Source organism: Micromonospora sp. NPDC049175 (genome assembly GCF_043197345.1).
Taxonomy (GTDB): Bacteria; Actinomycetota; Actinomycetes; order Mycobacteriales; family Micromonosporaceae; genus Micromonospora.
The window spans coordinates 376,435-388,514 of sequence record NZ_JBICSY010000003.1; the positions used below are offsets into that span (position 1 = coordinate 376,435).

The following is a 12,080-nucleotide window of genomic DNA, read 5'->3' on the forward strand; positions in this document are numbered from 1 at the left end:
ACGAGCATGGACGCCGAGGTGCCGTGGCGAATCTGTGCGCACCCGAGCACCCCACCGGGTGGTTCCTTCCTGCTGCGGATGCCGCCGGCACGGGCGGGCCGTCAGCCCCACTGCCGGAAGAACCTGCCGAGCGGCTCCGCGTACGCCCGGTAGTCGAACGATTCGAGCGCCTGGCTGCGCGCGGCCTGGCGCATGTCGCTGCGCTGCGCGGGGCTGAGCCCCGCCGCAGCGCGGAACGCCCCGGTGACCTCGGCGACCGAGTGGTCCCGGCAGACCAGGCCCTCACGGTGGGGGCGCAGATATCTGCCCAGGTCGCTGGTGAGGTTGGCGATCACCGGTGTGCCGCTGGCGAGACTCTCGCAGAACTTCGTCGAGAAGCCCGCGTCCGCCGCCCGCTCCGGCCTGCGGACGAGGACTGTGAAATCCGCGCCCTGGAGGGCGTTCGACACCTCGGCCTGCGGTAGCCGACCCAGGCACCGCACACCGTCCGGCAGCGGCCGACCGCCGAAGAGGCGGCCCACCTCGTCCCGCGTCGGGCCGTAGACGCGTAGCTCGACACTCGCGCCGTCGCGCTGGACGTTGCCCACCGCCTCGATGACGGTACCCAGGAGATCCTTCTTGTTCCCGTGCGGATTGCCCGCGTAGGCGAGCGTGAGCGGAGGCGAGTCGCCCGCGGTCTGTCGGGCCTCCGGCGTCAGGCTCTTGACGTCGAGAGTGGGCGGCACCCGCAGGATGGGTCTACCGCTGCCACGGTAGTGGTCTTCCAGGTAGGAGCTGATCACGATGATGCCGTCGCACCGCGGGTAGTAGTGGCGCAGGGCCAGCTTCATGCTGACATGCAGGGGGCCGAGGTAGCCGCCGCGGACGTGGCGGCCGTTGAACCAGTCGACGACGTCGACGATCAGCGGCACCCGGTGCCGGCGACACCAGCGCTGGAGGTGGAACATGTACTGGGCCTGGCCGCCGTGCACCAGCACGTGGGACGGCTTGGTCGGCTGGGCGTCGAGCCACCGGGCCGTCCGCTGACCCCAGCGCACCAGCGTCTGCACCGAACTGCCCAGCGGCCCCGCCTCCGGCGACGGCCGCTCCGCGAGACCGAGGTGGGAGACCGAGCCCGGTCCGTCGACGCCCGGCAGCGCCGTGCGGCTGAGCGGCTCCGGACCACCGCTGGCGACCACCACGTCGTAGCCGGCGGCGGCCAACGACGCCACCAGGCCGTAGACCCGTCGGGACCCCGCCTCACCCCACGGGAACAGGAACGGACCCACACAGGCGACCCATCCGGTACGTCTCATCGCAGCACCTCGACTCGCTCCTAGGTCAGTTGGCGGCCGGCGGCCCCGGCCGTGGAGGATCCGGTGCGCGCCGCCGAGCCCAGCGTGGCGGCGAACCGCGCGGCCACGTTCTCCTTGGCGTGCTCCCGCCGTGCGAAGGCGGTCCCGTTGCGGGCGAGCCGCTCCCGCAGGGCCGCGTCCCGGCAGAGGTCGGTCAGGCCCCGGACCAGCGCCGCGGTGTCGTCGGTGCCGATGATCACGCCCGCGTCGGCCTCCTGGATGTGGTGCATCGACGCCACCTCGGCCGGCCCGTAGCCGAGGATCGGACGGCCCGAGGCGAGGTACTGGGGGATCTTCGTCGAGACCGAGTAGCGGGTGTAGCGGCGGATCTCCTCGTCGAAGGACTCGATGTGGACGAGGACGTCCGCGCCGTGCAGCGCGGCGGGCACCTCGTCGCTGCTCAGCGACGGCCCGAGCCGCACCCGCGCCAGGGGGGCGAAGTGGCGCGCGTACCGGGTGAGGTCCTGCTCCGGTGCGTGGATGGTCAGCCGGACGGGCAGACCGGCCGCGGCCAGGCCCTCCAGCGCGGCGCCGATGTCGCGCAGCGACTCCCAGCGGTTGAGGTGCAGGGCGCCGACGTAGACCAGCTCGGTCGTCTCCCGCTGCTCCGCCTCGCCGCGGGGCGGGGCGAAGAAGGTCTCGTCGACGCAGTTGGCGAACGGGCTGAACGGGACGCCGTATCGCCGGGCGTACTCCTGGGCCATCGGCTGACTGATGACCATGCCCAGCGGGGCCAGGCGGATGAGCCTCGCGATCGTCTCCTGGACGGAGCGGTCGGCCCGGCCGAACAGCTCACCGTTGTCGTACAGGGTCGCCGGCCAGTCGTCGGTGAAGTGCGGCACGACCGGGACGCCGCAGGTACGCGCCGCGAGCGCCGTGATCCTCGTCAGCCGCACGCTGCCGAGCATCGAGTAGACGACGTCCGGCCGGAAACCGCGCATCCACTCGATCAGCGTCGGGGGAACGCGGATCGGGCTGAGATCGGCCGTCGCGCGCAGTTGTGCGTAGATCTTGGCCATGGTGGGACGGCTCTCCGCCGCGGCGTGTACGGCGGCGATCGGCCGGCTCTGTTGCAGGGGCGTGCGACCGTTCCAGCCCGACATCCGCATGGCGTAGTACTGGATCGGCAGGTAGTGGTCTCGCGGCGGGAAGTGGAAGAAGTTCTCGCACACCTCCGTGGTCGGCGGAATGTTTCCGGTGTGCACCTGGGCGAGGCGGTCCTTGGGCCAGCCGGAGAAGAGGTTCGACAGGGTCATGGCGGTGCCGCTGACCCGGCTGAAGGGCGTGTGGCTCACCACCAGCACCCGCGGGAATTCCTCGTCCAACACCATCGGTGCGTCCACCTCTCTCACGTGGTCCGTATTCTCAGCGCCCGCCGGTAGCCGACGATGGCCGCCGGGACAACAGTCACGGTGTAGACGACAACGGCGACGTAGGGCGCCGCGGCCACTCCCCACCAGTGCACTCCGAGCAGTTTTCCGACGATCGACAGTGGTAGGTACAGCAGATAGCCGCACAACTGGGGGCGGACGACTCCGGCCGCGTTCTGCACCATGAACCGGGGCGAGATCGCGGCCAGCACGATCCACCAGCAGGCGAGGCCCAGCAGGAGTGACCGGTTTCCGATCGAGATCGGCAGCCAGGCGGCGAGGAGTTGCTCGCCGAACAGCACCAGGATCGTCGACGGCCCGACGGCGATGAGCGTCGACACGATCGTCATCCGACGCACGGTTCGGCGGATCCAGTCGAGGTCGCCACGCGCCAGGGCCTCACCGTGCATCGGCCACAAGGGTTGGTTGACAAGTGTCACGAGCGCGCCGAGCTGGTTGAACAGTCGGGCCGGCACCGCGTACGCGGTGACGCTGGCGAGACCCAGCACGTGTGCGATGAGCAGTGGGTCGGCGTTGTCCGCCAGGACCATGATCAGCGTGACCAGGAAGAAGAGGCCGCCCAGGCCGAACAGCTCCCGGACCCCCCGGCCGTCGACGTATCTCGGCCGGGGCCTCAGCTGCGGCAGGCGCCAGCCGAACGTCCACACCGTGTTGACGATGTTGACGAGCAACGGGCCGATCGCGATGCTGGCGATCACCGCGATCGGGGGCAGCTTCGCGTACACCGCGCCGAGCGCGAGTGGGAGGGAGAGTGCGCTCGCCGTCGCCTGCCAGACATTGCTGGCCGCCACCTGCTGATACGCGTACTGGACGCGGGCGATGAGCGACAGCGGGATGTTGAGCAGGAACGCGGTCAGGCACACCAGGGCGACGAGGTGGGCGTCGCGCGCCGCCGCCCCGGTCGCGTTGAAGAGCAGCGGCCACGGGATGAACCCACCGAACAGCCAGAGCAGGCCACACGTCGGCAGCGCCACCCCGCAGACCGCCGCGTAGGCGCTGGAGACGTACCGTCGGGCCGCGTCCGAGTCGCCGTCGACCCGACAGGGCGCGAGCCTCGTCATGAGCCCGAGACCGACGCCCAGGTCCGCGAAGGCCACCATCCCGGTGACGGCCAGCACCGCGGCCCACAGTCCGTACAGGTCGGTGCCCAGGTAGGACAGGGTCACGGGGAGGAGGACGAGTGGCACGAGAGCGCTTACCACCCGGCTCAGCGCGGCGGTGGCGATCCAGGACAGCAGTCGACGACCGCGTTTCGGGCCCGGGGGAGCGGGGGGCGCCGGCGCGGGTCGCGCGACGGTCTGCACCGCGTGCCGCGGCCTGGGCGATGCGGCGTGCAGCGGCTCGTACCGCTGAGACCTGCCGTCCCGGGTCCGCATCTCTCGGTCCTGTCGGTCTGCGGCGAACGCCGGAGGGAGGCGGCTGCCGCGACGCGGCCTCGCGTTGGGGTTCCTCACGGTCATAACTGCCGGTGAGGGGATTTGGGTGCGGCTCCCGGCCACCGTCCGCGCCCGCCGGTCACCGGGACTGCAGGGGTACGCCCACCGGGCCGCCCACCGTCGGGTCGATCGGTTGGGCGCAGAGCAGCGCCAGGTGCTCGGCGATCTTCGCCGCGTCGTCGTACGGGTCGAGCCCGCTCACCTCCATCGGGTCGAGCCCCGGCACGGCCACGTGGGACACCAGCGGGTGGAACGGCCGGGTGTCGACCTCGCCGGCGCCGAACAGGTCCTCGTGCAGCTTCTCGCCGGGACGCAGGCCGGTGTAGACGATCGGCACCTGGCTGGACGCCTGCTCGGCCATCTGCCGGGCCAGGTCGGCGATGCGGACCGGCTCACCCATGTCCAGCACCAGCGCCTCCCCGTCCCGGCCGATCTCGGCGGCCTGGAGCACCAGGTGGACCGCCTCCTGCACGGTCATCAGGTAGCGGGTGACGTCCGGGTGGGTGACGGTCAGCGGCTTGGCATCCTCGATCTGGCGCTGGAAGGCCGTCACCACCGAGCCGCGACTGCTGAGCACGTTGCCGAAGCGGACGCTGAGGAAGGTCCCCGGAAACCGGGACGCGGCGTGCGCGGTCAGTCGCTCGGTGATCCGCTTGGAGTACCCGAGCACGCTGATCGGGTCGGCCGCCTTGTCGGTGGAGATGTTGACGAACTTGGCCACGTCCTGGCAGGCGTCCAGCACCGACAGGGTGCCCCACACGTTCGTCTTGACCGCCTCGCCGGGGTACCGCTGCAAGAGGGTCAGGTGCTTGAGCGCCGCCGCGTGCAGGATGATCTCCGGACGGCGTTCCCGGATGATCCGGCGGAGACCCTCGTCGTCGCGCAGGTCGGCGAGGATCAGCTCGGGGCTGTCCAGCAGGGCTCGGCCGGCGAGCGACATCTGCAGGCCGTGCAGGGCCGACTCGTCCCGGTCCAGCATCATCAGCTCACCCGGGTCGGCCTTCATCACCTGCCGGCAGAGCTCCGAGCCGATCGACCCGCCGGCGCCGGTGACCAGGACCCGCCGCCCGGTCAGGCTGTTCGTGTTCAGCGGGAGGTCACCGATCACCTGGCGGCGGCCGAGCAGATCGCCGATCTGCACGTCCCGGACGTCGGTGACGGTGATCCGGTGGTCGACCAGGTCCCGCACGGGGGGCAGCACCTTGAACACCGCTCCCGCGGTGAGCGTGGCCTCGCGGATCTGCCGGATCAGCGCCGCGTCGGCGTTGGCCACCGAGAAGATGACCGCCTTCGCGCCGGTGCGGCGGACCGCGGCGTCGACGTCGTCCCGCCCGCCGAGCACCCGTACCCGCCGGATGCGCAGGTCGCGCTTGTCGGGATCGTCGTCGAGGGCGCCCACCGGCAGGTACCGGCCGCGCGGGTCGCCGACCATCGCCCGCAGCAGCTCCTGCCCGGCGTTGCCCATCCCGAACAGCAGCACGGGTGTCGACGACCGCACGTCGGGGCGCATGGAGAGGTCCCGGCGGTGCCGGTACGCGAACCGGGCGCCGAGCATCAGCAGCAGGGCGAGGGCGCCGCCGACCAGCGGGGTGCTCGCCGGTACCGGCCGTTCACCGGAGGACAGCAGGCCGATCAGCACGATGGCCGCCGTCGAGATGGCGGTGCCGGCGACGCCCTGAACCTCCTGCAGGCTGCCCAGCGGGTGTCGTCCGGAGTAGAGCCGGCGGACCGCCGCCACGGCCACGTGCACGACCGCGGCGAGCAGGCCGATCGCCGCGGCCCGGCCCAGTTGGCCCGCCGGGAGGTCGAACTCGAACCGGGTCCAGACGGCCGCGGCGAAGCCGCTGACCCAGGCGGTGGTGTCGGTGGCGAGGAAGCCTGCGGTGCGGCGACGGGCCCGGGCCCGCCGTGTCGAGCGGTCCGCGTGCTCCGTGTGCTCGGTCTCCTGCGACATGTGCTGGCTCCCTGACCCGTCTGCGACCGCTTCCGCCGCGTACGGCAGAAGGGACTTAACGCCCTTTGTCCTTGTTACAGGCAGTCTCATATTTTTAGGCGGTTTATGGGAGATTTGTGCACCGATCGCCTCCCGCGCCACCCGGTCGTCACACCGGGCCGGCTCCCGTCCGGCGGCTCAGGAACTCCTCGATCGCGCCGGACACCCGGGCGATCTGCGGCTCGGTGAGGGCGCTTCCGCTGGGCAGCGTGAGCCCGTCAGTGAACAGTCGCTCCGCCGCGCCGGTGAGCAGGCTCTCCGCGCCGTCGTGCATGGGCTGCAGGTGCATGGGCTTCCACACCGGCCGGGTCTCGATGTCGCGCTCGGCCAGGTGGTCCGCCAGGTCGTCGGCCCGCCAGCCGCACCGCTTCGGCTCGACGGTGAGGACGGTGAGCCAACAGTTGGACTCGCCGTCCTCCGCGCCGAGCAGCCGGACACCCGGCACCGGGGCGAAGAGCTTGGCGTAGAGGTCGCGCAGGTGTCGACGGCGGGCGATCATCGCGTCCAGCCGCAGCAACTGGGCCCGGCCGAGCGCCGCGAGCAGGTTGCTGAGCCGGTAGTTGTAACCCGTCTCGCGGTGCTCGTAGTGCCGCGCGGGTTCGCGGGCCTGGGTCGCGAGGTGGCGGGCCCGGGTGAGGAGCGCGGCGTCGTCGGACACCAGCATCCCGCCGCCGGAGGTGGTCATGATCTTGTTGCCGTTGAAGGAGAGCACGCCGGCGCGCCCGAAGGAGCCGGCGGCCTGTCCGCCGTGGCGGGCGCCGAGGGCCTCCGCGGCGTCCTCCACCACCGGGACGTCGGCGTCGGCACAGACCGGGATCAGTGCCCGGTAGTCGGCGCAGCTGCCGAACATGTCGACGGGAACGACCGCGCCGACCCGCTCGCCGCGCGCGCGCAGCCGTCGCAGCGCCTCGTCGACGAGGGCGACGTCCACGTTGCCGGTGCGGGGATCGCAGTCGACAAAGACCGGCCGCGCCCCGATGTAGCGGGCCGCGTTGGCGGTGGCGACGAAGGTGAGCGTGGGCACGATGACCACGTCGCCGGGGCCGACACCGACACCGAGCAGGGCGAGGTGCAGAGCCGCCGTCCCCGAGTTGACGGCCACGGCGCCCTCGGTGCCGACCCGGGCGGCGACGTCCCGCTCGAACGCCTCCAGGTCCGGGCCGACGGGCGCGACCCAGCCCGAGCGCAGGGCGGCGATCAGGTACGACTCCTCGAGTGGCCCGATGTCGGGTGGCGACAGGTACACCGTGTCGCTCATCGGGCACCGCCGGTCGAGGGACCACCAGGCATGGGCACGATCTGACCTCCAACGGCGTCGGGGACAACGCCGGGTGAGCGGCCCATCGGGGCAGAAATCGGATGACGACCCTGATTGGTGACACTCAACCCGCATTCCCCCGATCAACCCCAAAACCCGCAGTCGGACACGGCCAGCTCGGCTGCCTTCTGCGGCCCCGCGGTCGGCGGCGCGAGCCGCGAGCGTCGCAACGGCCGGTCGGGCGAGGGGAAGACTGGCCGGTCGGGCGAGGGGAGGGGTGGCCCCTTCGGTGGGGGGTTGTGCCGCCGCTCAGGTCACCGAGTGGGCGCGCTCGACGTCAGTGGGTCGACGGCCGCGAGGTGGCCGATCGGGTCGGCTGCGCCGGCAGTGCGGGCCCGGGGCGTCGAAGGTGGCCGACGATGGCCGCGCAGAACACCGCCTCGATGTCGCACTCCTCGTCGACGTACTGCCACGCCGCGCCCGTCCGGACGTGGTAGCCGGTCGACCTCTCCGCGGTGACGGTGCCGAAGTGCAGGCACTGGAACTCGATCAGGTGGAAGCGGTCGCCGCTGTGGCCGATGTCCAGCGACGCGAGCGGGGTGCCGAGGACGTCGCAGACCTGCTCGGCGTAGTCCAGCAGCGCGTCGCGGTCGACGCCGGCCATGTCCTGGAAGTCGAAGTCGCCGCTGCCGCTGGCCCGGAAGTCGCCGGGCCGGTTACGGCGGTAGAGGGTGTAGTAGCGACCGCCCATCTTCAGCACCTTGAAGTCGCCGGTCAGTCCCGGAATCAGCGCCTGCACCAGGAACTTCTGTCGGTGCAGCGAGCGTGGGTGGTGGGCGCGGCGAAGCAGCCGTCTGCCGTGCTCGCGAACGGACTCCGCGTGGTCGTGGGTGCGGCTGAGGGTGCGGGCGGCGCGCAGCAGTTCCGTTCGGTTGGCGGCGCGGGCCACGAACTGGGAGCCGGCGCCGTAGGCGGACTTGAGCACCTTCGGCCATGGCCCGTCCAGGGTCGCCTCGGCGAGTTCCTCGTAGGTGCCGAAGGAGCGGGTGCCCAGGCGCCGGGCGTCCGCGGGGAAGAGGTGGGTGCGCAGCGCCTCCATCATCACCTTGTTGTGGTGCGCGCGCAGGTAGCGGTGGCCCGGAAGGACCTGGGCGCCGCGGGTCTCCAACGCCAGCACCAGGTCCTCGATCCAACTCTTGTAGGACAGCCCGCGATCCTCCGAGGAGGTGTAGAGCACCGGGACACCGCGCAGATCGTCGCTCAGGTCCAGGTCCGCGAGGCGGATGACCTCCGGCGCGAGGCCGGCGCCGGCGAGGTACGCGGTGATCCGGTCGACGTCCATCGTGCACAGCCCGTGCTGGGTGCGGGCGGTGGAGTAGAACGTGCCGCGGTAGTCGGTCAGGATCAGGATTCTGGTCATCTCGGACTCTCTGCGCCTACGCAGCTTTCGAGCGTTACGCACCTATTGTGGAGGTTGATGAGGATACCATCGGCCCCGGTACCGACCTGGACAAACGGCGGAGATGCGGGGGCGACATGCGTGTGGTGCCCGAGCGGGTGGGGGTCTGATGCGCGTCCGCCGTGACCAACCTGGAACGCTGCTCGGCCCGGTGATCGGGGCACTCGACCGTCTCCTGTGCACGGGGGCGCGGGCCCGTCGGGCGATCCGGGGTCTTGCGCTCGCCGGCCGGTTCGCGGCCCGCGGAGACAACTTCACGTTCGACCCGAACGGTGTGTACACCTGCGAGTCGATCGAGGTCGGCGACAACGTGGACCTCGGATACCGGCCGATCCTGGTGGCGGCCCGGAGTCGGATCCGCATCGGTGACAACGTGATGTTCGGCCCCGAGGTGACGATCCGGGGTGGCAACCACCGCATCGAGCAGGTCGGCGTACCGATGATCGCGGTCGAGAAGGAGGCCGGCGACGACAGCCACGACCGGGGCGTGACCATCGGCGACGACGTGTGGGTGGGCACCCGGGCGGTGATCCTGCACGGGGTGACCATCGGCCGGGGCGCCGTGATCGGCGCCGGTGCGGTGGTCACCCGGTCGGTGCCGCCGTACGCGGTGACCGCCGGCAACCCGGCCCGGGTGATCCGGCTGCGGTGGCCGGTGGAGACCATCCAGGCCCACGAGCGGCAGCTCTACCCGGTCGACCGTCGGCTGACCGCCGCCGAGATGGCCGGCCTCGCCGAGCTGCCGGCGCCCGAGCCGCGTCCGACGCCCGTGACGAAGTCGCTGACCACGGGCGTCCAGCCGCGATAGTCGAAACAGTGGGCCCGCTCCCGGGCCGCGCGGCTCATCGCCCGCCAGGCCGCGTCGTCGAGACGCAGCGCCCGCTCGATGCCGCGCCGGACATCCTCGGCTGCCGAGCCGTCGAGCAGGATGCCCTCGCGACCGTCCACGAGGTAGCGCCGCAGATCGCTCGTGAGGTTGAGCAGCACCGGGCAGCCGGCGGCGAGGCTCTCCGGCACCTTGGAGGGGAAGCCCGCCTGCGCGTACCCGGCCGACGGGCGGACCAGCACGGAGAAGTGCGCCCGGCGCAACTCGGCGAGCACCGCCTCGCGCGGCACCCGGCCGAGGAAGCTCACCTGGTCGTCGAGGTCGGCCGACCAGGCCTCCCCCAGGTCGGAGAGCCTGCCGGCCTGCTCCCGGCTGATCCCGGCGATCACCAGGCGTACCCGGGCACGCTCGGCGGGCGCGAGGAGGCGGATGCCCTCCAGCACCACGGCCAACTGGTCCTTCGCGCCGGCCGACCCGGCGTAGAGCAGTCGGAGCCCGTCGCCGAGCGAGGCCGGTGCGGGGTCGGCGTAGTCGGCGGGGTCGACCTGGGGCGGCACCACGAGGGTCGGCCGGCCCAGGCGCACGAAGTGCCGCTCCAGCAGCTCGGAGATGACGATGAACTGGTCGGCGAGTCGTCCGGCCCAGAAGGACGCCCAGCGGTGCCGGAGGAAGTACGGCGTCCGCCAGCCTCGGGGAAACTGTGCCCGGTCGTGCCGCTCCAGCACGTCCACTGTCACCGGGCACCGCACCGCCACTCGCAGCACCGCCCAGGTCGTGAGGTCCCACAGCCCGAGCGGCAGGTGGACGCCCGCCAGCTCGCCCGGACGGACGCCCGCGCGGCGCAGCGCGGCCAGCACCCGCAGCGGGCGGGCGCGCCTGTGCGACCAGCGGCCCAGCACCCCGCCGCCCAGCCGGCGTCGGGGCAGCGTGATCAGGCGGACGTCGGGGGGCAGGTCCACCGCGCTCGGTGGGCGCGACCCGTCGTCCGGCCAGTCGTTGACCACGAGTGTCACTCCGCCCGGCGGGGTGGCCGACCGGGCCAGGTGCAGAAGCCGGTTGGACATCGCGTCACCGTGCGGAAACCGGTACGCGGCCAGCGCCAACACCGCTGGCCCCGCGCTGGGCCGTAGGGCGGGGATCAGGTCCGTGCCGGTGGTGGGCTCGCCCACGGTCTACCCCCTGAGGAATTTTAGGTTATTTGTGCCACTATGACTGCTTAGTCTAGGCGGCCGTCGAAATGGGGAGACATGCAGCGTGCAGCCGTGCGCGACACCGGGCGTCGCCAGGCGTCGGCCGGAGTCCCGTCGTGAGCCGACCGGTGGTGGTGCAGCACTCGGCGGGCGCTCCCGGCGCCAACGGCCCGCTGACCGCCGTGCGGCGGGTGCTCGCCTCGCCCCTGGCCGACAGCTACGAGTTCGTCCGGATGCACCAGCACGCCGGCAACGGCAGTCTGAACGTGCCGCTGCTGCGGGAGTGGGTGCGGCTGCTGCGACGGGTCCGCCCGGATCTGGTGCACGTCCGGGGCTTGCAGAACGAGGGCTTCCACGGCGTCCTCGCCGCCCGCCTCGCCGGCTGCCCGCGGGTCCTGGTCACCGTGCACGGCACCGTACGTGACCTGCGTCAGCCGGGTCGCCCCTGGCGGCGACGACTGCTCGTGCACGGGGCCGAGCCCGTGACGCTGCGGCTGGCCACCCACGTCGGCACCGTCTGCGCGTACGCCGCCGGCCGGGACTTCCTGGGCGGCCTGGGCGCGAAGTTCGTCGGGGTGATCCCCAACGGCGTTCCGCTGCCCGCCCGTCCGCGCGCCGCCCGGGACCGGGTCCGCGCCGAGCTGGGCCTGCGCCCCGACGACGTGGCGATGATCGCGGTGTCCCGGCTGACCTGGGAGAAGGGGTACGACGTCCTCGCCGACGCGCTGCGCCGGCTGCCGCCGTCGGCCACCCGCCGGGTGGTGCTGGTCGCCGGCGACGGGCCCGACCGGGACGGGATCGCCGCCGCGCTGGCCGACGCCGGCCAGGTCGAGGTGCGCCTGCTCGGCAACCGTCTCGACGTCCCCGACCTGCTCGCCGCGGCGGATCTCTTCGTCTTCCCGACCCGGCACGAGAACCTCTCCAACGCGCTGCTGGAGGCGATGGCGTACGGGCTGCCGGTGGTCGCCTCGGCGGTGGGCGGCAACGTCGAGGTGCTGCGCTCCGGCGGCGGCCGGCTGGTGCCGGCCGGTGACCCGGATGCCCTGGCCGCGGCGCTGACGCCGCTGCTGGACGACCCCGCCGAGCGGCGCCACCTGGGGGAGCTGGGTCGCAAGGTGGTGGCCGAGGACTACAGCCTCGACGTCATGCTCGGTCGCCTGGACCGGGTCTACCGGCAGATCCTCGGGGAGTGA

General features: G+C 72.2%; 8 protein-coding genes and 1 pseudogene. 2 read left to right on the forward strand and 7 right to left on the reverse strand.

Annotated features, from left to right (window positions below; all coding sequences use genetic code 11):
* Positions 1–101: 101 nt before the first annotated feature.
* The 6 genes from ACGFH8_RS15575 to ACGFH8_RS15600 all read right to left on the reverse strand — a co-directional run bounded on the left by ACGFH8_RS15575 (position 102) and on the right by ACGFH8_RS15600 (position 8,832).
* A complete protein-coding gene (locus ACGFH8_RS15575) occupies positions 102–1,295 on the reverse strand; it encodes a glycosyltransferase (protein WP_393367463.1) in 1,194 nt (397 codons plus the stop codon).
* Between the two features lie 20 nt (positions 1,296–1,315).
* A complete protein-coding gene (locus tag ACGFH8_RS15580; protein WP_393367465.1) occupies positions 1,316–2,686 on the reverse strand; it encodes a glycosyl transferase family 1 in 1,371 nt (456 codons plus the stop codon).
* Positions 2,683–4,101, reverse strand: a complete 1,419-nt coding sequence (locus ACGFH8_RS15585; RefSeq protein WP_393367467.1) for a lipopolysaccharide biosynthesis protein — start codon at positions 4,099–4,101, stop codon at positions 2,683–2,685. Before ACGFH8_RS15585 ends, ACGFH8_RS15580 begins: the two co-directional genes overlap by 4 nt.
* 139 nt (positions 4,102–4,240) lie before the next feature.
* Positions 4,241–6,115 carry a polysaccharide biosynthesis protein gene (locus ACGFH8_RS15590; RefSeq protein ID WP_393367469.1) on the reverse strand — a complete coding sequence of 625 codons (1,875 nt, stop codon included), beginning with the start codon at positions 6,113–6,115 and terminating at the stop codon, positions 4,241–4,243.
* 148 nt (positions 6,116–6,263) lie between these two features.
* Positions 6,264–7,412, reverse strand: a complete 1,149-nt coding sequence (locus ACGFH8_RS15595; protein WP_393367471.1) for a DegT/DnrJ/EryC1/StrS family aminotransferase — start codon at positions 7,410–7,412, stop codon at positions 6,264–6,266.
* A gap of 337 nt (positions 7,413–7,749) precedes the next feature.
* Positions 7,750–8,832: a hypothetical protein gene (locus ACGFH8_RS15600; protein WP_393367473.1), complete on the reverse strand. Its 1,083-nt coding sequence runs from the start codon at positions 8,830–8,832 to the stop codon at positions 7,750–7,752.
* 148 nt (positions 8,833–8,980) lie between these two features.
* Here ACGFH8_RS15600 and ACGFH8_RS15605 point away from each other — a divergent pair, with 148 nt between their 5' ends.
* On the forward strand, positions 8,981–9,679 hold the full coding sequence (locus ACGFH8_RS15605; protein ID WP_393367475.1) for an acyltransferase: 699 nt from the start codon (positions 8,981–8,983) through the stop codon (positions 9,677–9,679).
* Between the two features lie 20 nt (positions 9,680–9,699).
* Here ACGFH8_RS15605 and ACGFH8_RS15610 read toward each other — a convergent pair.
* Positions 9,700–10,761, reverse strand: a pseudogene (locus ACGFH8_RS15610) (glycosyltransferase); the annotation flags it as partial.
* A 242-nt stretch (positions 10,762–11,003) separates the two neighbouring features.
* Between ACGFH8_RS15610 and ACGFH8_RS15615 the strand changes: the two are divergent.
* Positions 11,004–12,080, forward strand: a complete 1,077-nt coding sequence (locus ACGFH8_RS15615) for a glycosyltransferase family 4 protein (protein WP_393367477.1) — start codon at positions 11,004–11,006, stop codon at positions 12,078–12,080.